Here is a 26,740-nt window from a genome sequence, read left to right on the forward strand (position 1 = left end):
ACCCTCAGACACCCAACAACGTGCCAAGCACGATCCCGTCCACTGTCACTGTGTTCCACGCCGAAGCAGTACTTACAGGAAGTTTCCGAAACCGTGCCAACTAATCAACGTTCCACCCATGAGCTGACCGTGCAGAACATTTGCCTGCAATCGGTACTGTGCTCCTTAGAAAGGAGGTGATCCAGCCGCACCTTCCGGTACGGCTACCTTGTTACGACTTCGTCCCAATCGCCAGTCCCACCTTCGACAGCTCCCTCCCTTACGGGTTGGGCCACCGGCTTCGGGTGTTACCGACTTTCGTGACGTGACGGGCGGTGTGTACAAGGCCCGGGAACGTATTCACCGCAGCAATGCTGATCTGCGATTACTAGCGACTCCGACTTCATGGGGTCGAGTTGCAGACCCCAATCCGAACTGAGACCGGCTTTTTGAGATTCGCTCCACCTCACGGTATCGCAGCTCATTGTACCGGCCATTGTAGCACGTGTGCAGCCCAAGACATAAGGGGCATGATGACTTGACGTCGTCCCCACCTTCCTCCGAGTTGACCCCGGCGGTCTCCTGTGAGTCCCCATCACCCCGAAGGGCATGCTGGCAACACAGGACAAGGGTTGCGCTCGTTGCGGGACTTAACCCAACATCTCACGACACGAGCTGACGACAGCCATGCACCACCTGTATACCGACCACAAGGGGGGCACTATCTCTAATGCTTTCCGGTATATGTCAAGCCTTGGTAAGGTTCTTCGCGTTGCGTCGAATTAAGCCACATGCTCCGCCGCTTGTGCGGGCCCCCGTCAATTCCTTTGAGTTTTAGCCTTGCGGCCGTACTCCCCAGGCGGGGAACTTAATGCGTTAGCTGCGGCACCGACGACGTGGAATGTCGCCAACACCTAGTTCCCAACGTTTACGGCGTGGACTACCAGGGTATCTAATCCTGTTCGCTCCCCACGCTTTCGCTCCTCAGCGTCAGTAATGGCCCAGAGATCCGCCTTCGCCACCGGTGTTCCTCCTGATATCTGCGCATTTCACCGCTACACCAGGAATTCCGATCTCCCCTACCACACTCTAGCTAGCCCGTATCGAATGCAGACCCGAGGTTAAGCCTCGGGCTTTCACATCCGACGTGACAAGCCGCCTACGAGCTCTTTACGCCCAATAATTCCGGACAACGCTTGCGCCCTACGTATTACCGCGGCTGCTGGCACGTAGTTAGCCGGCGCTTCTTCTGCAGGTACCGTCACTTTCGCTTCTTCCCTGCTGAAAGAGGTTTACAACCCGAAGGCCGTCATCCCTCACGCGGCGTCGCTGCATCAGGCTTTCGCCCATTGTGCAATATTCCCCACTGCTGCCTCCCGTAGGAGTCTGGGCCGTGTCTCAGTCCCAGTGTGGCCGGTCGCCCTCTCAGGCCGGCTACCCGTCGTCGCCTTGGTGGGCCATTACCCCACCAACAAGCTGATAGGCCGCGGGCTCATCCTTCACCGCCGGAGCTTTCAACCCCCGCCCATGCAGGCAGGAGTATTATCCGGTATTAGACCCCGTTTCCAGGGCTTGTCCCAGAGTGAAGGGCAGATTGCCCACGTGTTACTCACCCGTTCGCCACTAATCCACCCCGAAGGGCTTCATCGTTCGACTTGCATGTGTTAAGCACGCCGCCAGCGTTCGTCCTGAGCCAGGATCAAACTCTCCATGAATGTTTACCCGTAATCGGGTGAAACACACACTTAGAGCGGGCCAGCCAAGGTCGGAATAAGACCGGCTGACCACAACGTCCTCGCTGTGTTCATTGCCTGCAAGCACTCCACGAGGGAGCCCCACAGGACTTTTTCAAAGGAACCTCATCCACCGGAGTGGACGGGGTATCAACTTCTGGCGTTGATTTTTGGCACGCTGTTGAGTTCTCAAGGAACGGACGCTTCCTTCGTACTCACCCTCAGTAGCAATTACTGGGGTTTTCCTCCGGGCGCTTCCTTTGTTCTTCGTTTTGTTCTTGCGTTTCCGACTCTAGCAGAGCCAGTCCCGCTTGTTTTCCACCTTCGAGGTCTCCGCTTTCGCGTTTCCCTTTCCGGCGAGACCGACTCTATCAGTGCTTTTCGGTCCCTCTGACCACTCGCCGTTCTGCCGCAAGGCACACGAAGAGAAGCCGAGTTCAAGATCAGTACTTCAGAGGGGGTTCCCCGTCCATCGGCGGTTCGCGAGATGTTCACGCGGCACGTCCTGGCGGGACTCACGACAGTACAGGGCAGGGAGTGCCCAGGCAAATCGATTCAGGCTATGGTCTAGTCCACTACGTTGGTGTCGCGGCAGCACGTCCAGCACCCCTCTCCGGTGGGGAGCATTTCGTGCAGAACCGGGACATCTCATGACTTACCCTTCTCAAAGTAGGCCGTCCTGACAGATTGTGACGGCGACTCGAAGAAGCCCCACCCCCCTGGGAGGCCCTCCATGACCAGCGTGACTTCCCCACTTGCCGGGCGTGCCATCGGACTCGCGGCTGTGCCCGATCCGGTGTTCTCCGGCGCGATGGTGGGACCGGGCACCGCTATCGATCCCGTGCGTGAGGCCTCGGAGGCGGTGGCGCCCGTAGACGGTGTGGTCGTCTCCCTGCACCCGCACGCGTACGTGGTCGTCGACGGCGAGGGGCACGGCGTGCTCACTCACCTCGGGATCGACACAGTCCAGCTCAACGGCGAGGGCTTCGAGCTGCTCGTCAACAAGGGCGACACCGTCACTCGCGGCCAGGCCGTCATCCGCTGGGACCCGGCAGCGGTCGAAGCCGCCGGCAAGTCGCCCATCTGTCCCGTCGTCGCGCTCGAGGCCTCCGCGGAGTCCCTCGCCGGTGTCGTCGAGTCCGGGGACGTGAAGGCCGACGACGTCCTCTTCAGCTGGCAGTGACGTACCGCCCCCGGTCGGGGGCGCGTCGGACATCCACCGCGGCTGGCTGGGCCCGCCGCTCAATCGGAGACGGGTGAAATGGAGACAACGCTGCGAGGCGTCGGCGTGAGCCACGGTGTGGCGATCGGCGAGGTGCGGCACATGGGTACGGCGGTCCTCGAACCGCCGGCCAAGCAGATCACCGCGGACGAGGCGGAGCGCGAACAGGGGCGCGCCCGTAAGGCCGTGGAGGCCGTGTCGGCCGACCTCATGGCGCGGGGGCAGCTGGCCGGTGGCGAGGCCCAGCACGTGCTGGAGGCCCAGGCGATGATCGCCACGGACCCCGAGCTGATGGCGGACGTGGACCGGCGGATCGCCGTCGGGAGCACCGCGGAGCGCGGGATCTACGACGCGTTCGCCTCCTACCGTGACCTGCTCGCGGGCGCCGGGGAGTACATGGCCGGCCGGGTGGCCGACCTGGACGACGTGCGCAACCGCATCGTGGCCCGCCTGCTGGGCGTACCGATGCCGGGTGTGCCGGACAGCGACGAGCCGTACGTACTGATCGCGCGGGACCTGGCGCCCGCCGACACCGCGCTGCTCGACCCTGCGCTCGTGCTCGGTTTCGTCACAGAGGAGGGCGGGCCGACCAGCCACAGCGCGATCCTCGCGCGTGCCCTGGGCGTGCCGGCGATCGTCGCCCTGCCGGGGGCCTGTGAGATCGCCGAGGGGACCCTGATCGCCGTCGACGGCAGCACGGGCGACCTGTTCGTTGACCCGTCCGCCCGGAAGCGGGGCGAGCTGGAGGCCGCCGCGGCCGAGCGGAAGGCGGCGCTGGCCGCTTCGTCCGGGCCGGGTGCCACCTCCGACGGGCACAAGGTGCCGTTGCTGGCCAACGTCGGCGGTCCGGCGGACGTGCCGGCGGCCGTCGAGGCGGGTGCGGAGGGCGTGGGCCTGTTCCGTACCGAGTTCCTGTTCCTGGACGACAGCAAGAGGGCGCCGTCCGAGGAGAAGCAGGTCGAGTCGTACCGCAAGGTGCTGGAGGCCTTCCCCGAGGGCCGGGTCGTCGTACGGGTGCTGGACGCGGGCGCCGACAAGCCGCTGGACTTCCTGACGCCGGGCGACGAGCCGAATCCGGCTCTGGGCGTGCGGGGGCTGCGTACGCTGCTGGACCACCCGGAGGTGCTGCGTACGCAGCTGTCCGCGCTGGCCAAGGCGGCCGAGGGGCTGCCGGTCTACCTCGAAGTCATGGCTCCGATGGTCGCGGACCGGATCGACGCCAAGGCGTTCGCGGACGCCTGCCGGGAGGCCGGGTTGCAGGCGAAGTTCGGGGCGATGGTGGAGATCCCCTCCGCCGCGCTGCGTGCGCGCTCGATCCTGCAGGAGGTGGAGTTCCTGTCGCTGGGAACGAACGACCTCGCGCAGTACGCCTTCGCCGCGGACCGGCAGGTCGGGGCGGTGTCGCGGCTCCAGGATCCGTGGCAGCCGGCGCTGCTGGACCTGATCGCCATGTCGGCCGAGGCCGCCAAGGCGGAGGGCAAGAGCTGCGGCGTCTGCGGTGAGGCGGCTTCCGATCCCCTGCTGGCGTGCGTGCTGACGGGTTTGGGTGTCACCTCTCTTTCGATGGGTGCCGCTTCCATTCCTTATGTACGGGCGACGCTGGCCAAGCACACGCTGGCGCAGTGCGAGCGTGCCGCGGCCGCGGCACGTGCGGCCGACACCGCGGACGAGGCACGGGTGGCCGCGCAGGCGGTGCTGTCCGGCGAGTAGGCGGGCAGGCTCGCGGGAGCGGGCCGCAGAGGTCGTCCGGCCCGAGGGGCCTTCGCCGGTGGCGGGGGCCCCTCGGGCGTTTCCCGCCGCCCGTCAGTGGTGGGGGTCCGGGTCGTCCACCTCGTATCCCGGGCAGTACTCCACTCCTGGTTCGGGGGCGACGGGGTCGCCGGTGTCCGCGTCGGTGCAGTAGGCGTTGAAGACCGCCGCTGCCGAGAGGGCGACCAGGCGGCCGCGGTCCAGGCGCCAGCCGTGGACGCGGTCCGGGCAGTCCCCGGAGGTGCTGCGGAGCACCAGTCCCCCGGCGCCCCCCAGGGCGATGCCGGCGGCCAGTACGGTGACGAAGTCCATGCCCTCGCGGCTGTCGATCCGGGGCCGGGATCCGGCGTCGGGCACCTCCGCGTGCAGGACGGCGACGAGTTGTTGGGTGTCGGTGGGGACGCTGCAGACGAGGTGGTGGTGGCCGGGGCCGGCTCCCTCCACGAGGCGTTTGAGTGCGCCGGCGGCCCGTTCGAAGGAGGCCTGGCCGATGTCGTCGCCGCAGTCCGCGCAGGTGCCGACGCCTGCGAGCAGGGTGGTGGCGTACTCCCAGGTGGCTTGCCGGACGGCCTCGTCGAGCAGGAGGGGGACGAGTTCCCCGATGGGCTGGCCCCTGTAGGGGAGGCAGCCGCTCGCGCCGGCGAGTTCTGCGGTGAAGCGGATCCGGGCCTGCGCCGTGTCCGGGTCGAGGCCGTGTTCCGTGCAGTACTCGGCGTACTCCTCGGGGTCGAAGAGGGCGACGGTGGAGTGGATGCCCTGCGCCGCGAGGGAGCGGAGCAGGGCTTCGACGTGTCGGAGGTAGTCCGCGTAGTCGGCGTGTTCGGCGAAGGGGAAGCTGCGGTAGCGGCGCATGGCCGCGAAGTCCTCGGCGTCGGCCAGGAGGCCGAGGGTGCTGGGGACTTCGCGGCGGAGCCGGCGGCGCAGGGTACGTCGGTCCGTGCGCCGGTCGGTGCGGCGGCCGGTCGCCCCGGAGGGGGGCGGTGCGGCTCCGGCATCGGTGTTGGCGGTGGTGTTCGTGTGTGGCATGGTTCCCCCTGAATTCGCAACCTCTTGCTCACTCACGGTAACCATGGCCACTGACAGTCACCTCCGGCTGTGGGCCAGCTCCTCGTAGAAGGCCAGGAGTTCGGGGCGGTCGACCGACCCGACGTTGACCGCCTTGTCCAGAGGAGTGCCCTGGAGGAGGCGCTTGACGGGGACCTCGATGCGCTTGCCGGTGAGGGTGTGCGGGACTGCCGGGACCTCGATGATCTCGTCGGGCACGTGGCGCGGGGAGAGCTCCTCGCGGATCGTCGCCTTGATGCGCGCGCGGAGGTCGTCGTCGAGGGTGGCTCCGGGGGCCAGGTGCACGAACAGCGGCATCCAGTAGCCGCCGTTCGGTTCCTCCAGGCCGATGACCAGGGACTCCTTGATTTCGGGGAGGCGCTCGACGGCTTCGTAGATGTCGGCGGAGCCCATCCGGACGCCCTGCCGGTTGAGGGTGGAGTCCGATCGGCCGTGGATCACCACCGAGCCGCGGTCGGTAATCGTGATCCAGTCGCCGTGCCGCCACACCCCGGGGAACATCTCGAAGTAGCTCTCGCGGTAGCGGCTGCCGTCGGGGTCGTTCCAGAAGTGGATCGGCATGGAGGGCATGGGGTTGGTGACGACGAGTTCGCCGACCTCCCCGATGAGCGGTTTGCCGGACGGGTCCCAGGACTGGAGGTCGGTGCCCAGTGAAGGCGCCTGGAGTTCGCCGATGTGGACGGGCAGGGTGGCCACGGCGCCCGCGAAGCAGCTGCAGACGTCGGTGCCGCCGCTGACGGAGGTGATCCACAGGTCTTCGGCGACCTCGTCGTGCAGCCAGCGGAAGCCGTCGGGAGGCAGCGGCGAGCCGGTCGTGGCGACGCACTTGACGGCGGACAGGTCGTAGTCGCGCGAGGGGTGGACCTCGGCCTTGCGGCAGGCCATCACGTACGCGGCCGACGTGCCGTACAACGTCGCCCGCGTCAGTTCGGCGATGCGCCACTGGGCGCCCGTGTCGGGGAAACCGGGGCTGCCGTCGTAGAGGACGACCGTCGTTCCGGTGAGCAGGCCGGAGACGAGCAGGTTCCACATCATCCAGCCGGTGGAGGTGAACCAGAAGAACCGGTCCTGCGGGCCGAGGTCGCTGTGCAGACCCAGCTGCTTGAGGTGTTCGAGGAGGATGCCGCCCTGCGACTGGACGATGGCCTTGGGCAGGCCGGTGGTGCCGGAGGAGTAGAGGACCCAGAGCGGGTGGTCGAAGGGGACCTGTTCGAAGACCGGTTCCGCGTCGCCCGCGACCAGCTCCGGCCAGGCGAGCGCCCCCTCGGGGGCCGGGGTGCCGAGCAACGGGATGTGGACGACGGCGCGCAGCGAGGGGAGCTCGGCGCGCAGTTCGGCGACGGTCTCGCGGCGGTCGTGCTCCTTGCCGCCGTAGCGGTAGCCGTCGACGGTGAACAGCACGACGGGCTCGACCTGCTGGAAGCGGTCGAGGACGCTGCGGGCGCCGAAGTCCGGGGCGCAGGAGGTCCACACCCCGCCGACGGCGGCGGTCGCGAGGAGGGCCACCGCGGCTTCGGCGATGTTGGGGAGGTACCCGCTGACCCGGTCGCCGGGGCGCACGCCGAGCGCGCGCAGTTCGGCGGCGAGCGCCCCAACCTGGCGGCGGAGCTCCGCCCAGGTGACGGGGACCGGCTGGTGGGTCTCGTCGACGCAGATCAGGGCCGGCTCCCCGGCACGGGCCGGGTCTTCGGCGGCGCGCAGGGCGTGCTCGGCGTAATTGAGGGTGGCGCCGGTGAACCAGCGGGCGCCCGGCATGGAGCGGTCGGCGAGGACCGACTCGTAGGGGGTGGTGAAGCGGACGTCGAACCACTCGGCGACGGCCTGCCAGAAGGTGTCGAGTTCGTCGACGGACCAGCTGTGGAGGGCGGGGTAGCCGCCTTCGACGGGCGCGCCGTGGTGCTCGGCGGCCCAGGCCTGGAATGCGGTGATCCGGGCCGCCGCGATCCGTTCGGGGCCCGGGGTCCAGAGGGGTTCCGGCGGGGTGGCTGAGGTCATGGGTCGGCTCCCGGTCGACTGTGTGGCTCGCGCTTCGTGTGCGTACGTTGCCATCGCGCGATCGGTGCGCGCGCGGCGGCTCACAGGGACGATGCCATGTGATCGACATCCGCACCAGAGCGGCCCGGGGCGGCGGTGTGATCGTCCGCCGGGCGCCGTCGGCGGGTGAACGGCAGCTGAACGCAGCCCGCTCGGCCGGGGGGCGGTGGCAGGGTGACGCCATGGACGGTCGTGATCTGGTGCGCGGGGTGTGGGAGATCGGTACGGCGCGCGGACGGCGCGCCTGGCGCGCGGCGTGGCGGCGCCGGCGGGCGGACGCCGAGGGGCTGCCGCCCCGGGGAGCGGAGCGGGCGCGGGTGCCGGGACTGCTGACGGGTACGGAGCCGAGGCCGGGCGGGGGTGTGCTGCGCTTCGCGCGCTCGGAGCTCGTGGTGCGGGTGACGGCGGGCGGCGCGGTGTTCTGGGGCTGGGACGGGGCGGAGCCGACGCCCTCGTACGCGGTGGTGGGCAACGGCCCCGAACCGGATCCGCGTGCCGTGCTGGAACCGGACACCGGGGGCGGCTGGCGGGTGGTGTCGGAGCGGGTGACGGTGGCGGTGTCCCGGCACGGGGCGGTGGAGGTGCGCACGCCGGGCGGAACGGTGCTGCGCCGGGAGTCGCCGCCGCGCTGGTGGGAGCCGGTGGAGCCGGGCCGGGACGGCGCCCGGTGGCAGGTGCGCGGGGAGGTCCCGGCGGACGCGCGGTTCTTCGGGCTGGGCGGCCGGGCGGCGGGGCCGCGGCTGCGGGACGGCTCGTACCGGCTGTGGAACACCGACCCGAAAGGTGGTTTCGGGCCGGGTGACGACCCGCTGTACCTGACGATGCCGGTGCAGTGGGTGGTCGCGGACGCGGGGACGCACCTGATGTTCCACGACAACACCTGGGACGGGCGGGTGGTGCTGCGTGAGGGCGAGGAGGGGGCGGGTTCGGGGGCGGACCGGCCCGGGACGGCGGAGCTGCGCGCGCAGGGCGGTCCGCTGCGCTGCTGGGTGCTGGTGGGGACGCCGGCCCGGGTGCTCCAGGGCTGGTCCGCGCTGACGGGAGGGGCCGCTGTGCCGCCGCAGTGGGCGCTGGGCTACCAGCACGCGCGCTGGGGCTTCGGCAGCGAGGCGGAGGTGCGGCGGGTGGTGGCGGGGTACGCGTCGCGGGGGCTGCCCCTGGCGGCGCTGCACCTGGACATCGACCACTACGACGGGCACCGGGTGTTCACGGTGGACCGGCAGCAGTTCCCGGACCTGCCCGGCCTGGCACGGGAACTGGCGGCGGACGGGGTGCGGCTGGTGTCGATCGTCGACCCGGCCGTGATGGCCGGCGACCCCCTGCACACCGCCGGGCTGGCGGTCGGCGAGCGGGGGGCGTTCGTGCGGGACGCGCGGGGACAAGAGGTCCGGGGAGAGGTGTGGCCGGGCGAGTGCGCGTACCCGGACTTCACGGATCCGGCGGTGCGCGCGTGGTGGGGCGGTCTGTACGAGGAGCGCCTCGCGCAGGGCTTCGCCGGTTTCTGGCACGACATGAACGAGCCGGTGGCGTTCGCGGCGTTCGGCGACGCGACGCTGCCCCGCTCGGCGCGGCACGTGCTGGAGGGAGCGGGCGGGGACCACCGGGCCGCGCACAACGTGTACGCGCTGGGCATGGCGCGGGCCGGGTGGGAGGGGCTGGTGCGGCTGCGGCCGGACGAACGGCCGTTCCTGTTCTCCCGGTCGGGGTGGGCGGGGATGCAGCGGTACGGGGGCACGTGGTCCGGCGATGTGGAGAGCAGCTGGGACGGGATGCGGGCCTCCCTGGCGCTGGTGCTGGGGCTGGGTCTGTGCGGGGTGCCGTACTCGGGCCCGGACGTGGGGGGTTTTGGCGGGTCGCCGTCGCCGGAGCTGTTCCTGAGGTGGTTCCAGCTGGGGTCGTACCTGCCGTTGTTCCGTACGCACGCGGCGATATGGGCGGGCCGGCGGGAGCCGTGGGAGTTCGGGCCGCAGGTCGAGGAGGCGGCTCGGGCCGTGCTGGCGGAGCGGGAGCGGCTGCGGCCCTACTTCGTGACGCTGGCCCATCTGGCACGGCGGTCGGGGGCTCCGTACGTGCGGCCGCTGTGGTGGGGGGCGCCGGAGGACCGGCGGCTGCGGGACTGTGAGGACGCGTTCCTACTGGGGGACGCGCTGCTGGTGGCGCCGGTGCTGGAGTGCGGGGCGGACCGGCGGGCGGTGCGGCTGCCGAGGGGGCGGTGGTACGACACGGCGACGGGGGCGGCGCACGAGGGACCGGCGCAGGTGCTGCTGGACGCTCCGCTGGGGCGGACCCCGGTGCTGGCCAGGGCGGGGTCGGTGCTGCCGGTGCGCGGGGAGGACGGCGCGGTGACGCTGGAGGTGTGGGCCCCGGCGCGGGGGCGGACCGGCGGCGGGGTGGTGGTGCGGGATCCGGGGCCGGGTTTCGAGGCGGGCCGGGTGGAGCGGTACGCCGTCCGGTGGGCCGGGGAGACGGTGGTGGTGGAGGACGAGGCGGGCGAGCCGGTGGCCGGGGTGGTGGTGCGGGGGCTGTGAGAAGGGCCGCCCCGCCGCCGCGCTCCCGGGGTGGTGGTGCGGGGGCTTCGGGAGGGGCCCGAGGGGGCCTCGAGGCATACGGCGGGGCGGGCGGCTCAGGCGTACTGGCCGGCGAACCAGGCGCCGGCCGCCCGGGTGTGGAGGGGGAAGGCCAGTTCCGCCGGGGCCCGCAGGATGTGCCAGCCGTCCGTCTCGTCGGTCGGTACGGAGGGCGGGAGGGAGTCCGCCGGGCGGGTGGGGAGGAGGCCGAACAGGAGCAGGTGCCCGGCCCGGGAGCTGAGGGCATCGGCCAGGACGACTCCGGAGGCGGGCTCTTCGATGCCGGTCTCCTCCCGGAGTTCCCGTACGACCGCGTCCTGCCAGGCTTCGGCGAAGTCGACGAAGCCGCCGGGCAGGGCGATCTCGCCGCGGGCCGGTTCGATGGTGCGGGTGACGACCACCAGGCCGGTGCCCTGCTCGTCCTCGACGGGCAGGAGGGCCACCGCCACGGGGAGCGGGTTGCGGTAGGTGGTGGTTCCGCACGCGGTGCACGTACGGGGCCAGTCGGCCGTGTCGAACGGAGCTCCGCAGGTGGAGCAGTGCGAGTCCCTCAGGTGTCCCGGCATCCGGCGATGGTATGCCAAGGGGAATGAGGATGTCGGCCGTCGTGGCCTTGTTGGGGGCGCTGCTCGGCGGGTCGGCGGGGCCCGGTTTCGTGGCGCTGTCGGACGTCGATCCGACGATCGCGCAGGACGTGCGGTACGCGTCGGCGCACAACTTCACCGGCCGTCCGGTGGCCGGGTACGAGGAGCCGGTCTGTCTGCTCGCCCGCCCCGCCGCGGAGGCCTTGCGCCGGGCGCAGCGGCAGCTGTTGCGGCGCGGGTACGGGCTGCTGGTGTACGACTGCTACCGGCCGCAGCGGGCGGTGGACGCGTTCGTGCGGTGGGCGGGGGACGAGGGGGACCAGTCGACCAAGGCGGAGTTCTATCCGCGCGTGGACAAGGCCCGGCTGATCCGCGAGGGGTACATCGCGCCGAAGTCGGGGCACAGCCGGGGCAGCACGCTGGACGTGACGCTGGTGGCCCTGCCGGGCGGCAGGGTGCTCGACATGGGGACGGCGTTCGACTTCTTCGACCCGCTCTCCCACACGGATGATCCGCGGGTGGGTGTACGGGCACACACGAACCGGGAGCTGCTGGGGCGGGCGCTCGCCGCGCAGGGGTTCGTCAACCTGCCCGAGGAGTGGTGGCACTTCACGTACCGGCCCGAGGCCTTCCCGGACACGTACTTCGACTTTCCGGTCTCCTCCTCGTCCGTCGGCCGCTGAGCGGGCAGGCTGCGGGAACCGGTGACCGCGGCGAGCCGCTCGTGCCACACTCACATTCTGACGAGTCGTCAGGTGACGAGTGAGGGAGGGGCTTTGGAACGCAACCGCACGCCCGTCGTGAGCGGGTGGTTCACCGGTTCGCAGGAGGACGGGGACTTCCGGCTGCTCGGCACCCGGTGTTCCGCCTGCGCCGCCGTGTTCTTCCCGCGCGAGGACGCGTACTGCCGCAACCCGCGCTGCCCGGGCGGCGGCGAACTCGTCGAGGCGCCGCTGTCACCGCGCGGGCGGATCTGGTCCTACACCGACGGCCGCTACCGGCCGCCCGCGCCGTACGTGTCCGACCCGGACGCGCCCTGGGAGCCGTACACCCTGATCGCGGTGGAGCTGGAGGCCGAGGGGATGGTCGTCCTGGGTCAGGGCGCGCCCGGCGTGACGGTCGCCGATCTGGCGGTCGGGATGGAGGTCGAGGTGATCGGCGGCGTGCTGAACGAGGACGCGGGGACGGTGTGGACCACCTGGCGGTTCCGGCCCGTGACCCCGGCGGGGGCGGCCGCGTGAGCGCCGACATAGCCGTGCTCGGGGCCGGCATGCACCCGTGGGGCAAGTGGGGCCGCAGCTTCGTCGCGTACGGGCGGGCTGCCGCGAAGGCCGCGCTGGCCGACGCGGGACTGGAGTGGACGGACGTACGGTCCATCGTCGGCGCCGACACCGTGCGTTCGGGGTATCCCGGCTACGTGGCCGGCGCCACCTTCGCGCAGGCGCTCGGCTGGCAGGGCGCGAGGGTGACCAGCGTGTACGCGGCCTGCGCGTCCGGCGCCCAGGCCATCGGGGCGGCCCGGGCGCAGATCCTGGCGGGGCTGGCCGAGGTGGTGCTGGTCGTGGGGGCCGACGCGGCGCCCAAGGGGTTCTTCGCCCCGGCGGGCGGGGAGCGGCCGGACGATCCGGACTGGCTGCGGTTCCGGGTGCTGGGGGCCACCAACCCGGCGTACTTCGCGCTGTACGCGCGCCGCCGGATGGCGCTGTACGGGGAGACCCCGGAGGATTTCGCGGAGGTGAAGGTGAAGAACGCGGCGGCGGGGGCGCTCAACCCGTACGCCCGCTACCGCAAGACGGTCACCGCCCAGGAGGTGGCGGCCTCGGCGGTCGTGGCCGATCCGCTGCGGCTGCTGGACATCTGCGCGACCTCGGACGGGGGCGCGGCCCTCGTGCTGACCAGCATGGACTTCGCACGCTCGCGCGGGGTCGCGGACCCGGTGCGGATCCGCGCCGTGTCGACGGTGACCCCCACCTACCCCCGTACGCTGCTGGACCTGCCGGACATCGCCACCGACGCGGTGACCGCCTCCGCCTCCGCCCCGGCCGGGGGCTCGTTCCGGGCCTCGATCGCGCGGGCCGCGTACGAGGAGTCGGGGCTGGGGCCGGACGACCTGTCCCTCGCGGAGGTGTACGACCTGTCCACGGCGCTGGAGCTCCAGTGGTACGAGGACATCGGGCTGTGCGGCGAGGGTGAGGGGGCCAAGCTCGTGCGGGAGGGGGCGACCGCGCTCGGCGGACGGGTCCCGGTGAACACCAGCGGCGGACTGGCCTCGTTCGGGGAAGCGGTCCCGGCGCAGGCGATCGCCCAGGTGTGCGAGCTGACGTGGCAGCTGCGGGGCACCGCCGGGGACCGGCAGGTCGCCGGGGCGCGGGCCGGGATCACCGCCAACCAGGGCCTGTTCGGGCACGGTTCGGCGGTCGTCGTGGTGCGGTAGGCCCCTGGGACGCCCGTCGACCGCACTCTTGACCGGCGGGTGCTGTCCGAATGCTTGACGGCCCACGGTGGCGGGTTCACACTCGCTCCACGGTCCCGCGCACGACCGGGATCCCCGAACCCCCCATGAGAGCTGCGGCCCGTACCCCAGTCGGCGGGGGTACGGGCCGCCTCCGCGTGCGGGGCCGCCCGCTCAGGCCCCGGCCGACAGGCTGTGGCGGCGGGCCCTGGCCTGCGACATGGCGTGTTCCACCACGCCGACCAGTACGTCCTTGACCGACTCGCGGTCACGCGCGTCGGTCAGCAGCACCGGTACGTCGGGGTCGAGGTCGAGGGCCTCCCGTACGGTCACCACCGGGTGCCGGTCGGCGCCGTCGAAGCAGTTGACCGCGACCACGAAGGGGATGCCGCGCCGCTCGAAGTAGTCCACGGCGGCGAAGCAGTCCGCGAGGCGGCGGGTGTCGGCGAGGACCACGGCGCCCAGCGCCCCCTGGGCCAGCTCGTCCCACAGGAACCAGAAGCGGTCCTGTCCGGGCGTGCCGAAGAGGTAGAGCACGAGGTCTTCGCGGAGGGTGATGCGGCCGAAGTCCATCGCCACGGTCGTGGTGCTCTTGCCCTCCACTCCCCCGGTGTCGTCGATGCCGATGCCCGGCTCGGACAGACGTTCCTCCGTCCGGAGCGGTCTGATCTCACTCACCGCACTGACCAGGGTGGTCTTGCCCACCCCGAAACCGCCCGCGACCAGGATCTTGAGGGTCAGCGGCTCGACCGGCGACACGGCATGCATGGCGCCGGTGCGGCTAGAGCGCCCGAAGGCCATCGATCACCTCACGCAGAATGGATTCGTCGGGCAGTTCGGCCGGTGGTACCGGCCGGGTCACGTGGACCAGTTCGTCGTCGACGAGGTCGCCGATCAGGACACGGACGACCCCGACCGCGAGGTCGAGGTCGGCCGCGAGTTCCGCGACGGACTGGGGGCGTTCCCGGCACCTTCCCAGGATGTGGGCGTGTTCCGGGGACAGGGTCAGGTCCCAGACCGGATCGTCGGCCGCCGGTTCGGCGACGACGAGCGCGATCAGGTCGAGGCGGTGCTGGCCCGCGTGGCTGGTGCGGCCGCGGGTCATGGCGTACGGGCGCACGACGGGGCCCGCCTCGTCGTCGAACCAGTGCGGGTGCGCGGGGTCCTCCGCGCCGCCCGGGGTCTGCTCGGGGTGGTACCGGCCTGAATCGCTCATGCCGTCCGTCTCACCCTCCGGCTGGCAGCCCGGAGCGCGGGGCGGTCGCCAGGTGGTCGCCGACGCGCTTGACCATGAGGGTCATCTCGTACGCGACCTGGCCCACATCGGATTCGGCGTCGGCCAGCACGGCCAGGCAGCTTCCGTCGCCGGCCGCCATCACGAAGAGGAAGGCCTCGTCCAGCTCGACCACGGTCTGGCGGACGCTGCCGGAGTCGAAGTGCCGGCCGACGCCCTTGGCCAGGCTGTGGAAGCCGGAGGCGACGGCCGCCAGGTGCTCGCTGTCCTCCCGGGTCAGGTCCTTGGAGCTGCCGGTGGGCAGTCCGTCGCCGGAGAGGACGACCGCCTTGCGGATGCTGCCGACCTTGTCGACGAGCTCGTCGAGGAGCCAGTTGAGCGGGCCGGAGCCGCGGCCCCTGGTGTCGTTGCCGGTCTGCGGTGCGGTCATCGACCGTCCCCTTCGTTCTCGGATCCGGGAGTCGGGGTGGCGGGGGTGCCGGCCTCGGCTTCGGACTGCTGCGGTGCGTGCTGGTTGCGGCCCGCCGTCCAGCCGCGCTGGAGGGCGGACATGCGCGTACGTACGTCCTCCGCGTCGCGGTCGGTGACCGCCTTCGCGGTGGTGTCGGCCGGTGCGGGGGCCGGGGTGTTCTTGAGCTGGGGTGCCAGGTTGGCCTGGCGGACCCTGCGGGGCAGGCCGGCGGGGCCCGGATCGGGCGTGCCGGGGTTCTCGGCGCGGGCCGCCTCCTCGGTCTGCCCGGCCCGGCCGGCCACCGGCACGGGGCGGGGCTCGACGCGGCGGCCGTGGTCGGCGACCAGCGTCGGGGTCGGGCGCCGGCGGGGCAGCGGGATGGCTCCCGGGGCGCGGGGGCCTTCGGGGTCCGGGCGGGAACGCTCCATGCGGACCGGGCCGGACGGGGCGACGGACTCGCCGGCCGGGCCCGTGCCGCGCTCGCGGTGGCGTTCGCCGAGCCGGTCGCCCTTCCAGGGGCCGGAGCGCTCCGGGTGCCGGCCGGTGCCCGGCCTGCCCGAGGGGCGCAGGCCGAGGACGGCGCCCGGGATGCCGCCGGGCGGTGTCTCGTCGTCGAGGGTGGCCATCGGGGGGCGGCCGCCGGCTCCGGTGAGGCCGGCGAGACCTGGGGCGGCCTCGTCCAGGGCCGCGGGGTCGTCGTCCAGGCCGTCGGCGCCGTCCAGGCCGAGGACGCCGAGCGGGCCCTCCAGCTCTACGGGGCCGCCCAGCACCCCGGCGGGCAGCGGCCGGCCGGCCGGGGCGGCGCCGACCGTGGCGGAGCCGCCCCTGCCCGTCGGCACGGGCCTTGCGGCCTTGCCGGTCTTGCCGGTCTTGGCGTTCTTGAGGCCTTCGAGGCGGATCCCGGTGCCGTTGGTGTCGGGTGCGTCCGTGAGCAGTTCCGCCGGGAGGAAGACCACCGCGGTGGTGCCCCCGTACGGGCTGGGCTGGAGGACCACCTTGACGCTGTGGCGGCGGGCGAGGCGGCTGACGACGAACAGGCCGAGCCGGTCGGTGTCGGAGAGCTCGAAGTCGGGGGTCTCGGCGAGCCGGAGGTTCGCGTCGAGCAGCGCCTCGGGGGTCATGCCCAGGCCCCGGTCGTGGATCTCCAGGGTGAAGCCGTTGGCCACGCGCTCGCCGTGGACCTGGACCGCGGTGTGCGGCGGGGAGAACACGGTGGCGTTCTCCAGCAGTTCGGCGACGAGGTGGGTGACGTCGGCGACGGCGGGGCCCTCGATGCCGATGCGCGGGAGCCTGCGGACCTCGATGCGCTCGTAGTCCTCGACCTCGGCGACGGCCGCCCGTACGACGTCCATCAGCTGGACCGGCTTGCGCCATTGGCGCGAGGGCGCGGCGCCGGAGAGGATCACCAGGCCCTCGGCGTGCCGGCGCATGCGGGTGGTCATGTGGTCGAGGCGGAACAGGTCGGCCAGTTCCTCGGTGTCCTCGGTGCGCCGCTCCATGGTGTCGAGCAGGGTCAGCTGGCGGTGCAGCAGCACCTGGTTGCGGCGCGCCAGGTTGACGAAGACCTCGGAGACGCCCCGGCGCAGTTCGGCCTGCTTGACGGCGGCTTCGACGGCGGCGCGCTGGAGGCTGTTGAGGGCGAGGGCGACCTGGCCGACCTCGTCCTTCTCGAATTCCAGCCGGGGCGCCTCGGTCTCCACGTCGATGTTCTCGCCGGCGGCGAGGCGGCGCATCACGCTGGGCAGCCGGACGCCGGACGCCTCGTGGGCGTCCTTGCGGAGCCGGGACAGGTCGCGGATGAGGTCGCGGCCGATGCGCACGGACATCACGAGGGAGACGATCAGGGCGATGAAGCCGAGGATGCCCGCGACGGCTGCCTGGACCAGCACGTTCATGGCGACGGGCTTGACGCGCTCCTGGTAGCGGTCTCCGGCGGCGGTGTTCATGTCGGCGAGGTCGCCGAGCACCTTGCCGGCGGCTTCGTCCCACTGGGCGGCGGTGAGGGTGCGCGGGGGCTTGGCGGCGCCCGCGGAGATGAATCGTTCCTCTGCGTCGCGCAGCGCCTTGGTCTCGGGACCGGCCCAGTACTGCTCGAAGACGTCGCGGTCGGCGGCGGGGAGGATCGCGAGGTTGAACTCGTAGAGCAGCGCGCGGTTGGCGGTGTAGTCGGAGACGTGCCGGATGTCGGCGGCGCCGATGTTGCGGGCGGCGAGGGCGGAGGCGATGACGGCGTCCTCGCGGGAGAGCGTCTCCCGGGCGCGGGTGACGCCGACGAGGGCCCGGCCCTCCTTGTCCATCTCCACGTCCTCCAGGGCGTGGAGGTTCATGAGGAACTCGTAGCAGGGGTCGACCAGCCGGCTGTAGAGGTCGAGGGCCTGGTCGGGGGCGAGGCTGTTCTGGTCGACGGAGTGGCGCAGGGCCGCGATGCCGTGGAACGCGTCGAGGATGGAGCGCAGCCGCTGTGCGTTGGCGGGGCTGAGCTGGTCGACGACCTTGGGGTTGGAGGCGTCGGCGGTGATGTCCTGGACGGCCGTGTCGGTGGCGGTACGGCTCCTGGCGAGTTCGGCGATGGCGGACGATGCGCGGGGGTCGCCGATGACGACGAGGGTCTGCCGGCGTTCCTTCTGCAGGACGCGGACGACGTCCTCGATGGGGTAGCCCACCTTGGCGATGACGGGCGCGACGCCGAGGAGCTGCACGGCCTGGCGGCCGGTGATGACGGTCGCGAAGGCCCAGAGGGCGGTGAGGGAGACGAGCGGCACAAGGAGCAACGCCACGATCTTCCGGCGGACGGACTTCCCGCGAAAGCGCATGGCCTCCCCAGCCTCCCCCAGGTCAACCCCGTTGCCGGGGCTCGGTGTTCCGTCTTTTAAACGGCGTGAGCCTACTACTGCCGGGGAGAAGCTTCGAAGGCGTGTCCGGACGTTTTCGGCCTGCTGCCCTTGTGAAGATCATGAGTTGTCCGTTAGGTCCTGGCAAGTCCGGCCCGTTATGTGGCACATGGCACCTCGTGGGGTGTCGGTTCCCGCAATCGGAGGGATGGCTGGAATTCTTCCTCCGGGCCTCTCGGGGCGCGTGAACCCGTTCCGGGATCCGGGAATCTCCCGTCGTCTCCGATCGTCTGACGGGGAAGACGGTCGAAACCGCACAAGGGGGTATGAGGTGTGGGTAGGCAATGCGGACCGTGCGGTGGGGAGTGAGTGGACCATGAGCACGAGGGACGACGCGGTGACGGGCGACGCGGTGACGGGCGACGCGGTGGCGGACGGATCGGGGTACGGGGACCACGGCGGGGCCGGGGCGACGGCCACGAGGCGGTCGCTGTGGGTGGAGGAGCCCGCACGCAGGTACCGCATGCCCGATCCGGTGAGGGCTTCGGCGGTGCGGGCGGTGCTGATAGTGGCCCTGACCCTGATGCAGGCGACGGTGAGCTTCTTCCTGACCCTGACCGGCTCGTGGCTCGCCCTGCCGATGGGGCTCGGTGCGATAGCCGGGACGGTGGTGGCCACCTGGGCCGTGCTGGACGTGCTGATCACCCGGCAGATGTGGAACCAGCGTCACGGGGTCCTGTCCCGGCCGAGCAGCACGGCGCGCGATGGCGGCCGGGAGGAGCGCCGGACCGGCCGGGAGGCCCGCTCGGGGGCGCCCGGCCGGGTGCCCCGCATACGCCCGGCCGAGGGCGGCCGACTGGCTGCCCACGGCCGGGGCTGACGGTACGGGACTGACGGTACGGGGCGGCCCTGCCCGGCCGGGCGCCCGCCGGGCGTCAGGCGCCCGCGGTCGAGCGGCGGTACATGCGGGTCGCCGTGATCTCGCCGTGGATGGTCTCGCCGTCCGGGGACTGCTGCGGCAGACCGGGGCGCAGGTGCTCCTCGACGCTGATGTACTTGAGGCCCGCCCGCAGGTCCGCATCGTTGCGCAGCCGGATGACCAGCGGGAACTCCGCGAGGGCCGTGGTGTCGAACAGGCCGGTGGTGTACAGCAGCTGCACGCCGAGCGCGTCGGACACGGCCCGCTGGAGTTCCAGCAGGTACGTGGCGTTCGCGCGGCCGATGGGGTTGTCCAGGAACAGGGTGCCCGCGTGGCGGTGCTTGTCCCGGCCGCGGTCGTTGCTGCGCAGCGCCGCCATGGTGCAGTAGAGGGCGATCGCGGCGGTGAGCAGCTGGCCGCCGGAGAAGACGTCGCCCATCTGTCCGACCGGCACCCGCTCGGCGCGCAGTACCGCGTCGGGCTTGAGGATCTCCACGGAGATCCCCTTGGGTTCCAGGGCCGCCTGGACCCCGCGCAGCAGCAGGGACATGCCGTCGCGCCGGCCTTCACCGAAGGAGGCGGTGCTGTTCTTCTTGACGGCCGCGCGGGTGGCCTCGTCGATGACCTCCCCGAGCCGCTCGGTGAGGGTCGCCTGGTCGGGCTCCTCGAAGCGGATCCGCAGGAACTCCTGGCCCGACCACTCCCCCAGGCCCTCGGGGAGCTGGGAGAGCCGCTGGGCGGAGCGCAGGGTGGCCAGGGCGGATTCGACCAGGCCGCGCAGCCGGTCGACGATGCTGTCGCGGTTGCGCTCCAGCTGCGCGAGTTCGTCGGTGAGCACCCGCAGCCGGGGGGCGAAGGCCGAGGCCCAGGCCGCGGCGTGCTCCGGCAGCGCGGAGGCGGGCAGTTCGCGGATCTGCTGGCGTGCGGGGGTGCGCACCTGCTCGTAGCGGTTGGCGTTGGCGTGGCGGACCAGGACGTCGCTCGCCTCACGGACGGCCGACTCGGCGGCCGACAGGTCGGCGGCGCAGCCGCGCAGGGAACGGCGGGCCTCGGCGGCGGACTGGCGGGCCTCCTCCAGAGTGCCCCGGTGGGGCGCCGGCTCCTGCTCGTCCTCCTGCTGCGTGTGGTCGCGCAGAAGGTCCCGCAGGAGGGCGGCGGTCTCGTCGAAGCCGCCCGCCCCGTCCTCCGCGGTGCGGTGGGAGCGCAGCAGGTCGCCGTGGGCGGCGCGGGCGCTCTCGACGGCGGCGGTGTGGGCGGCGAGCTGGGCGGTGGCGGTGCGCAGCAGGCCCTGGGCCTGCTCGACGTCCCCGGGGACGAGTTCCTCGGGCAGGTCGGTGTGCGCCTCGCCGTCGGCGGGGGCGTGCCGTTCGGCCTCGCCGCGCAGCCGGCCGAGCTGCTCGCTCGCTGCCGACGCCCGGGATTCCAGCATCTGTACGAGGGCCTCGGCGCGCGCCGCCGCGGCCTGCCGGGAGGGGCCGTCGGCGCCGTCGGTGCCTTCGAGGAGCTGGGCGGCCCGGGTGCGCACCTTGTTCGTGAGCCGGTCGAGTTCGGCGAGGGCGGCGCTCTCGTCGCTTTCGGCGCGGGCCTGTTCGGCGCGCAGGTCGGCGCCGACGCCGACCTTCTCGTAGAGCCGGGAGGCGGCCCGGTAGGCCTCGCGCAGGTCGGGGAGGGGCGCCTTGGGCGTGCCGTCGTCCTCGGGGAGGGGGTCGGGGGCGCCGGCGATGTCGGCGCGCTCGGCGCGCAGTGCGCGGGCGGTGCGGCGGGCGTCGTCCGCGGCGCGCTGCGCGGCGCGGCGGTCCTCGTCGGCGGCGCGGGCGCGGTCCAGGCACGCTTCGGCGCGCGCCTCGGACTCGGCCGCCTCGTCGGCGAGTTCCCGCAGCCGGGCCTGCCAGCCGGAGCGCTCGCGCAAGCGGTAGGCGAGGCCGGAGAGGGCGTCGGCGGCCCGGCGGGCGCGCTGGGCGGCGTCCTGGCGCTCGTCGCGGACCCGGGCGGCGTCGGCGGCGGCTTCGTCGGCCTCGGCGCGTACGGTACGGGCCTCTGCGAGTTCGGCGTCGCATTCCTCGGCGAACGACCGTGCGGCGGCGGCGTGTTCGGCGAGCTCGGTGAGACGGCCGGGCGGGCAGCCGGTGCGCCAGGAGGCGAGCCGGGCGGCGAGCTCCCGGTCGCCGGAGAGGCGGGCGGCCAGGTCGCGGATCTCGGCGTCCCGGGCGGTGGCGCGGGTGCGCAGCGCCTGGCGTTCCTCGTCGGCGGCGTGTTCGTCGTGCATGGCCGGGTTCGGGAAAACGATGAAGATGCCGGAGCCGGCCGGATCCGCGTCGGCGGGCGGAACCGGGGCCAGCAGCGCGGCGGCCGTGCCGACGGCCACCGTGGAGCGGGGCAGCAGGGCGGCGCCGGAGAGGACCTCCCGGGCACGGGAGTGGGTGTCGGGGTCGGTGATGACGACGCCGTCGACCAGTTCGGGGCGGGCGGCGAGGACGGCGGCGTGGTCGGCGGGGTCCACGGACTGGGCGAGGTAGCGCCAGCCGGGGAGGGCCGGGATGCCGTGTTCGCCGAGGTACTCCACGGTGGCGAGCACGTCGGGGCCGGGCGGGAGCAGCCCGCCGTCGCCGAGGGCGCCGAGGATGCGGGCGTCCTCGGCGGCTGCGGTGCGCAGCTCGAACAGCTGGCGTTCGGCGGAGCCGACGGTATCGGCCAGCATCCGCAGCAGTTCGTCGGAGCCCCGGTCGAGGTCGGCGACGGTCAGGCCGGGGGCGGCCGAGGCCTGGGCGGTGGGTGCGGAGCCGGGGGCACCGGCGTCCGCGGCCTGGGAGGAAACCGGCTGCGCGCCCGCGCGGGGACGCGGGAGGAAGGTGTCGGGGGCCGAGGGCAGGCCCAGCAGCTCCGCCAGGCGGGGGGTGGCGGCCAGGGAGGCGGCCGCGCGCTCCTCCGCGGCGTGGGCGGCTTCGGCGGCGTCCGCGGCGTCGGCGGCACGGGCGGCGGTGAGCTCGGCGCGGGCTTCGGTGGCGGCGGCCTCGCGGGCGGCGTCGGCGGCGGCGCGTGCGGCCTCGCGGGACTCGTCCCAGGCGGCCACGGCGCTCTTCTCGGCGTCGCTCGCGGCGAGGGCGGCGCGCGCCGGGTCGGCGTCTGGCGCCGAGTCGTCGAGCCAGCCGGCCCGTACCGCTTCGGCGGTCTCCTGCTGGACCTCCGAGAGGCGGGCGCGGAGGTGTTCGGCCTCGCTGCGGGCGCGCTGGGCGGCCGTGGCGGCGGCGGTGGCGTCGCGGTGGGCGGCCTCGCCAGCGGCCTGGAGGACGGCGGAACGCTCCTCCTCCTCGTTGGCCCGCGCCTCACCCTGCTCGGCGGCGGTGTGCAGGGCGCGTACGAGTTCGGTGGCTGCCCTGGCTCGGGCGGCCAGGGCGGGGGCGGCGTCGCGCTCGGCCTCCAGGATGGCGGCGGCGACCCTGGCGGAGCGGTCGGCGGCGGCGCGGTGGCGCAGTACGGTCTCGGCGGCCTGCCAGGCGGAGTGCAGGGTGCGGGCTTCGAGGAGTTCGCGGCGCTGGGCGGCGGCGGCCTTGTCGGCGACGGTCAGGGCCAGCGAGGCGTGCCGGTAGGCGAGTTCGGCGGAGATGGCGGCGCTGCGCTCGCGCGCGGACTCGGCGGCGGTGACGGCGTGGGCGGCCGCGGTGACCCGCTCGGCGAGTTCGGCGGCGCGGCCGCGTTCCTCGGTGGCGCGGGCGGACAGGCGCCGGGCGAGGGTGCGGGTACGGCGTTCGGCGCCCGCGTGGACGTCGCGCAGCCGGGAGCGGGTCTCGGCGGCCTCGACGATCTTGGTGAGGAGTTCGACCGACCCGGCGGTGAAGTCCCGTTCGGCCATCAGCTCGGAGCGGCGGCCGAGCTTGTTGCCGAAGCCGTGGACGAGGTCGGCGAGGCCGTCGGTGTCCCGGGTGTCGGTGACGGCGCGCAGCAGGAGGTCGGTGAAGTCGGAGTCCTTCTTGACCGCGAAGAGACCGGCGGCCTCACCCTCGTCGGCGTTCATCTCGCGCTGGTAGCGGAAGAGTTCGGGGTCGAGGCCGAGATCGGTGAGGTGTTCGTTCCAGCGGTCGTGGATCTCCTCCCAGTACACCTCCAGGTGCGGGTACGCCTTGCCGGCCTCGGTGAGGGAGTCGCGGAAGCCCTTCATGGTGCGACGGCGGCCCTGGGCGCCGGAGGCGCCTTCGACGGGCGGGCGCACGGTGGTGGCCTCGGCGACGGGCAGGTTGTCGAGGCTCAGGCCCGGGCCGGGGCGGAAGGAGTACCAGGCCTCGGCGAACTTGCGCGGGTCGTTGGAGACCTGCCGGCCACGCCATTCGCTGACCTTGCCGACGACGACGCATTCGCCGGTCTGGGTGTGCTGCCACTCCAGGGCGACGTGGCCGCAGTCGTCGGCGAGCAGGAACTTGCGCAGCACGCCGGAGCTGGCCCCGCCGAGGGTGTTGCGGTGGCCGGGCAGCATCACCGAGAAGATCAGCTTCAGCAGGACGGACTTGCCGCCGCCGTTCTCCAGGAAGAGCACGCCTGCGGGTGCGGGCCGGCGGGGCGGGCCCGTCGGCTCGTCCTCGAAGAACTCCGCCTGGGCGGGCGCCGGGTGGGGCACCGGCTCGCCGACTCCGCGCAGGTCGAGCACGGTGTCGGCGTAGCGTGCGCCGGCGGGCCCGATGGAGTAGAGGCGGATCCGGGACAGCTCGTACATGGCGGCGGGTTCTCGCGGTCTCTCGTGGTGCGTACGGGGATCAGGGCGCGGGGCTCAGGCGTGGAAGGGCAGGCCGGCGTCGGCGGCGAGCTCCAGGTCGTCGCCCTCGGGCGGCGGCAGGAGGGTGGCGCAGCCGTCGCTGACGGGGACCACGCCGAGCTCCAGGAGTTCGGCCATGGCGGCGCTGCCCGCCATGTCGCGGACCTGGAGCTGGTAGCGGGGGGTGGTGCGGTAGGTGCCGCCGGACTCGTCGCCGGTGCGCTGGAGGAAGCCGGATTCGGTGAGGAAGGCGGCGGCCTTGCCGACGATGCCGGTGGTGGAACCGGCCAGGCGGCGCGCGTCCTTGGTGGCGCCGGTCGCGCTGCGGCGGGCGTACACGCGCCAGGCGGCCTCCAGGCCGGGGGCGTCGGAGGCGGGGTCGGTGTTCTCGCCGAGTTCCTCGGCGCGCTCCTCCAGGCGGCGGCAGGTCTGCCGGACGAAGGAGTCGACGCCGTTGACGGTGATCCGGCCGATGTAGCCGTCGTCGGCGAGGTCCTCGGGGCGGGGGAAGGCCAGGGCGGCGACGGCGAGGTGGGCGAGGCCGTGCAGGAAGCGGTCGCCGCCGTCGGCGGCGGTGCGGCGGGCGTAGTCGCCCATCCGGACGGCGAAGACGGAGTCCTCGTCGGCGGCCACCGCCATGCCGGCGCGCGCGGAGACCTCCAGCACGACGAGGCCGAGGCCGGTGGCGACGGCGTCGGCGAGACGGCCGAAGGCGGGCTCGTCGCGGTAGCGGCGCAGCAGTTCGGCGTACTCGGCGTCGCGGGCGGGGAGCAGCTTGGGCTGGAGCCCGAAGGCGACGAGCCGGGCCGCGTCGGCGGCGTCGGCGGGGGTCACGGCCGCGGCGCCGGGCGCCGGCGCCGGGCCCGGGGCGGCGTCGGGCTCGCCCCACGCGGGGGCTTCGGCGTGGTGGTCGCTCACGGGTGGTGCCTTTCGTGTGGTGCGGTGGTTTCGGCGGCGGGCGCCGGGATGGCCGACGGCCGACCCCGCCCCGGCCGTCGTGGCTCCCGGCGGAACCCGGCCCGGCGGCCGGGCCCGGCGGGCGGCCGGCGTTGCGGGTCGGGGGGGCCGGCGGCCCCCGAGGCGGACACCGGGCGGGGGCTCGCGGCCGTGGAAGAGACCGGCCCGAAAGCAGCGCGGCCGCCGACCGGGCAAGCAGCGGCGGAACGCTCCGGGAGCGGCGCGGCGGTCGTCTCGGAAGGCACATGGGCAACCCGGCCGACCATCGCAGCGGCGCGCGGCCGGGGGCCCGTGACCGCCGGCGACCCCGTGCCCGGCCCGGTGGGTGGCCCGCCCCCGCGCGCTCGGCGGTGCGAGCCGCACCGCCCGCGCGGGTGCGCGGGCCGGACCCCCGCGGCGGACGCGGCGGTCTCGACCGGAGCGGGAGCGGGAGCGGCAACGGCATGGGGCGACGCGGTGAGCGGACCACACCGCCCACACACGGGCACCGGCCGGGGCCACGCGGCGGTCTCGGCCGTCGTCCACGCGCCGGCCGCGGACAGGGCGGTCAAAGCGGTGGATTCGGCGGTAGCGGGAGCGGCGGCGACGGCCGACGGCACGGTGAGGAGACCGCCCCGCCCGCACACGGGCCCCGGCCGGGCCCACGCGGCGGACGCGGCGGTCACGATGCCTCCGTGCGGGCGGCCGTCATGGCGGCGGCGTCGAGGAGGGCCGTGCCGACGATCAGGTCGGCGCCGCCGAACTCCGGGTCGTCCAGCTCGGTGCCGTCGTCCACCGCGAACAGCAGCCGCTCCTCGCCCTGCCGGTACGCCGTACCCACCGCCGGGCTCGCCGCGTGGACGGCCAGCAGGGCCACCAGGTACGGCAGTTCGGGGTCGCTGCGCCGGGCCTCGGCCAGCAGGCCGGACAGCCGGCGCGGGGCGTCGTGCGGGAGGTCCAGGAGCACCATGGCCGCGGCGAGCTGCTCCTCGCTGAACCGGCTGTCGTCCGGGGTGGCGATCAGGTCGGGCTCGGGCATCTCCACGCCCAGGTGCTCGCGCTCCACGGGCGGCGTCAGCAGGATCTCCACCAGGTCGGCGACCCGCACCGAGACGGGGGTGCGCAGACCGGTTCCCCGGGCGAAGAACGCGTCGGTGACCTTGGTGGCCCGTTCCAGCGGCAACGGCAGCACGGGGGCGATCAGCTGCCCGTACAGGTCGATTCCCGAGCGCGGCGCCGGGGCGGCGAAGGCTTGCCGGTCCTGCTCGGCGCGGAAGAGCGGGCCGGCGTCCAGCAGCCGCGACTGGAGCTGGGTGTGCCGGCGGATGCAGTCCTTGACGATGTCGACCAGCTCTGCGGCGCGCCGCTTGTTGTCGGGGTCCTCGGCTTCGTCGCGGGCCTTGCGGATGTTGGTGAGGATGGCGTTCTCGTGCCGGTAGCGGTCGGCGACGTGCTCCAGGGCCTCGGCGATCATGTCCGGGACGGCTTCGAGCCAGTCCACGGCCCGTACGTTGCGCCGCGTCGCGTCCAGCGTCCGGCGCAGGGTCTCCGCGTACTGGACCGTGCGGTACCTGGCTTGTTCGGCGGCGAGTTGGGCATCGGCGAGCCGGCCGCGGCTGATCAGCACCTCCAGCTTGACCTCGGCGGCGATCTGCGCGCTGGTCACGTCGGTGTCCAGGGCGCCGACGAGCACGTTCACGGCTTCGTCGGTGGTGCGCAGGTACACCGCCCCGCCGTAGCCGGGGACTTCCTCGATCAGCTTGAAGTCGTAGTCCCTGCGGACGTAGACACCGTCGGGGCCGAAGGTGCCGTAGATCGCGCGGAAGCCCCGGTCCACGCTGCCGACGTTGATCAGGTTCTCCAGGACCCAGCGCGCCACCCGCTCGTGCTCGGCGGTGGGCCGGGCGGGGGCCTGGGCGGCGACGCGCGGCAGCAGCCGGGCCACTATCTGCTCGTGGTCGGCGCCGGTGTCGAAGTCCATGTTGAGGGTGACCAGGTCGATCGCGGCCAGCGCGACCTCCGCCATGGCGTAGACCCCGTACTCGCCGGCCAGATTGGCCTTGCGGACGTCGAGGTCGTGCAGCGGGGCGGTGCAGGCGAGGGCGCGCAGGCGCCGGGCCAGGCCCTCGTCGGCGGCCGGGCCCGGCGCCGGGGAGACGAGGGGCTTCGCCGGGGCAGGGAGAGTCACGACGGAAAGACTAGGCGCTGACACGGACAACATCCCAAACGGCACGGTTCGG

The 26,740-nt window shown here is 72.9% G+C and carries 17 protein-coding genes and 1 rRNA gene; 7 read left to right on the forward strand and 11 right to left on the reverse strand.

What is annotated here, in order from left to right; genetic code table 11:
- Window positions 1-169: 169 nt before the first annotated feature.
- A 16S ribosomal RNA gene (locus OHA81_RS05870) occupies window positions 170-1,694 on the reverse strand.
- 751 nt (window positions 1,695-2,445) lie between these two features.
- Here OHA81_RS05870 and OHA81_RS05875 point away from each other — a divergent pair.
- Together OHA81_RS05875 and ptsP are read left to right on the forward strand one after the other, a co-directional pair.
- The gene (locus OHA81_RS05875; RefSeq protein WP_329193433.1) at window positions 2,446-2,895 is read left to right on the forward strand and encodes a PTS sugar transporter subunit IIA; all 450 of its coding nucleotides are present in this window, start codon (window positions 2,446-2,448) and stop codon (window positions 2,893-2,895) included.
- Between the two features lie 78 nt (window positions 2,896-2,973).
- A complete protein-coding gene (gene ptsP, locus OHA81_RS05880) occupies window positions 2,974-4,644 on the forward strand; it encodes a phosphoenolpyruvate--protein phosphotransferase (RefSeq protein WP_329193435.1) in 1,671 nt (556 codons plus the stop codon).
- 93 nt (window positions 4,645-4,737) lie between these two features.
- Here ptsP and OHA81_RS05885 read toward each other — a convergent pair whose 3' ends face one another.
- Window positions 4,738-5,709 (reverse strand): hypothetical protein, encoded by a 972-nt coding sequence (locus OHA81_RS05885; protein WP_329193437.1) that lies wholly within the window; start codon window positions 5,707-5,709, stop codon window positions 4,738-4,740.
- 57 nt (window positions 5,710-5,766) lie between these two features.
- Window positions 5,767-7,743: an acetoacetate--CoA ligase gene (locus tag OHA81_RS05890; RefSeq protein ID WP_329193439.1), complete on the reverse strand. Its 1,977-nt coding sequence runs from the start codon at window positions 7,741-7,743 to the stop codon at window positions 5,767-5,769.
- 221 nt (window positions 7,744-7,964) lie between these two features.
- Between OHA81_RS05890 and OHA81_RS05895 the strand changes: the two genes are divergently transcribed.
- The gene (locus OHA81_RS05895; protein ID WP_329202024.1) at window positions 7,965-10,310 is read left to right on the forward strand and encodes a glycoside hydrolase family 31 protein; all 2,346 of its coding nucleotides are present in this window, start codon (window positions 7,965-7,967) and stop codon (window positions 10,308-10,310) included.
- Window positions 10,311-10,405: 95 nt separating this feature from the next.
- Here the strand turns inward: OHA81_RS05895 and OHA81_RS05900 are convergent, their stop codons facing one another.
- On the reverse strand, window positions 10,406-10,915 hold the full coding sequence (locus OHA81_RS05900) for an NUDIX domain-containing protein (RefSeq protein ID WP_329193441.1): 510 nt from the start codon (window positions 10,913-10,915) through the stop codon (window positions 10,406-10,408).
- Between the two features lie 29 nt (window positions 10,916-10,944).
- Here OHA81_RS05900 and OHA81_RS05905 point away from each other — a divergent pair, with 29 nt between their 5' ends.
- The 3 genes from OHA81_RS05905 to OHA81_RS05915 all read left to right on the forward strand — a co-directional run bounded on the left by OHA81_RS05905 (window position 10,945) and on the right by OHA81_RS05915 (window position 13,367).
- Window positions 10,945-11,616: a M15 family metallopeptidase gene (locus tag OHA81_RS05905; RefSeq protein WP_329193443.1), complete on the forward strand. Its 672-nt coding sequence runs from the start codon at window positions 10,945-10,947 to the stop codon at window positions 11,614-11,616.
- A gap of 93 nt (window positions 11,617-11,709) precedes the next feature.
- Window positions 11,710-12,174 (forward strand): Zn-ribbon domain-containing OB-fold protein, encoded by a 465-nt coding sequence (locus OHA81_RS05910; RefSeq protein ID WP_329193445.1) that lies wholly within the window; start codon window positions 11,710-11,712, stop codon window positions 12,172-12,174.
- Entirely contained in the window at window positions 12,171-13,367 is a 1,197-nt protein-coding gene (locus OHA81_RS05915; RefSeq protein WP_329193447.1) for a lipid-transfer protein, read from the forward strand. Before OHA81_RS05910 ends, OHA81_RS05915 begins: the two co-directional genes overlap by 4 nt.
- A gap of 192 nt (window positions 13,368-13,559) precedes the next feature.
- On the opposite strand, the gene OHA81_RS05920 is transcribed toward OHA81_RS05915, so the two are convergent.
- Genes OHA81_RS05920 through OHA81_RS05935 form a run of 4 tightly spaced genes read right to left on the reverse strand, consistent with a single transcriptional unit; the run spans window position 13,560 to window position 17,847 of the window.
- Window positions 13,560-14,186 (reverse strand): GTP-binding protein, encoded by a 627-nt coding sequence (locus tag OHA81_RS05920; RefSeq protein ID WP_329193449.1) that lies wholly within the window; start codon window positions 14,184-14,186, stop codon window positions 13,560-13,562.
- The gene (locus tag OHA81_RS05925; RefSeq protein ID WP_329193451.1) at window positions 14,167-14,601 is read right to left on the reverse strand and encodes a DUF742 domain-containing protein; all 435 of its coding nucleotides are present in this window, start codon (window positions 14,599-14,601) and stop codon (window positions 14,167-14,169) included. Before OHA81_RS05925 ends, OHA81_RS05920 begins: the two co-directional genes overlap by 20 nt.
- A 10-nt stretch (window positions 14,602-14,611) precedes the next feature.
- Complete coding sequence (locus OHA81_RS05930; protein WP_329193453.1) at window positions 14,612-15,049, reverse strand: roadblock/LC7 domain-containing protein; 438 nt, start codon at window positions 15,047-15,049, stop codon at window positions 14,612-14,614.
- Window positions 15,046-17,847, reverse strand: a complete 2,802-nt coding sequence (locus tag OHA81_RS05935; RefSeq protein ID WP_329202026.1) for a sensor histidine kinase — start codon at window positions 17,845-17,847, stop codon at window positions 15,046-15,048. Before OHA81_RS05935 ends, OHA81_RS05930 begins: the two co-directional genes overlap by 4 nt.
- Before the next feature lie 430 nt (window positions 17,848-18,277).
- Between OHA81_RS05935 and OHA81_RS05940 the strand changes: the two genes are divergently transcribed.
- Window positions 18,278-18,781, forward strand: coding sequence for a hypothetical protein (locus OHA81_RS05940; RefSeq protein WP_329193455.1), 504 nt, complete (start codon window positions 18,278-18,280; stop codon window positions 18,779-18,781).
- 55 nt (window positions 18,782-18,836) lie between these two features.
- Here OHA81_RS05940 and OHA81_RS05945 read toward each other — a convergent pair whose 3' ends face one another.
- From OHA81_RS05945 to OHA81_RS05955, 3 genes are all read right to left on the reverse strand, one after another.
- Window positions 18,837-23,525, reverse strand: a complete 4,689-nt coding sequence (locus tag OHA81_RS05945; protein ID WP_329193458.1) for a hypothetical protein — start codon at window positions 23,523-23,525, stop codon at window positions 18,837-18,839.
- A gap of 54 nt (window positions 23,526-23,579) precedes the next feature.
- Window positions 23,580-24,482 (reverse strand): hypothetical protein, encoded by a 903-nt coding sequence (locus tag OHA81_RS05950; protein ID WP_329193460.1) that lies wholly within the window; start codon window positions 24,480-24,482, stop codon window positions 23,580-23,582.
- A 700-nt stretch (window positions 24,483-25,182) separates the two neighbouring features.
- Window positions 25,183-26,721: a hypothetical protein gene (locus tag OHA81_RS05955; RefSeq protein ID WP_329193462.1), complete on the reverse strand. Its 1,539-nt coding sequence runs from the start codon at window positions 26,719-26,721 to the stop codon at window positions 25,183-25,185.
- Window positions 26,722-26,740 lie beyond the last annotated feature (19 nt).

It is taken from the genome of Streptomyces sp. NBC_00667 (genome assembly GCF_036226825.1).
GTDB lineage: Bacteria > Actinomycetota > Actinomycetes > Streptomycetales > Streptomycetaceae > Streptomyces.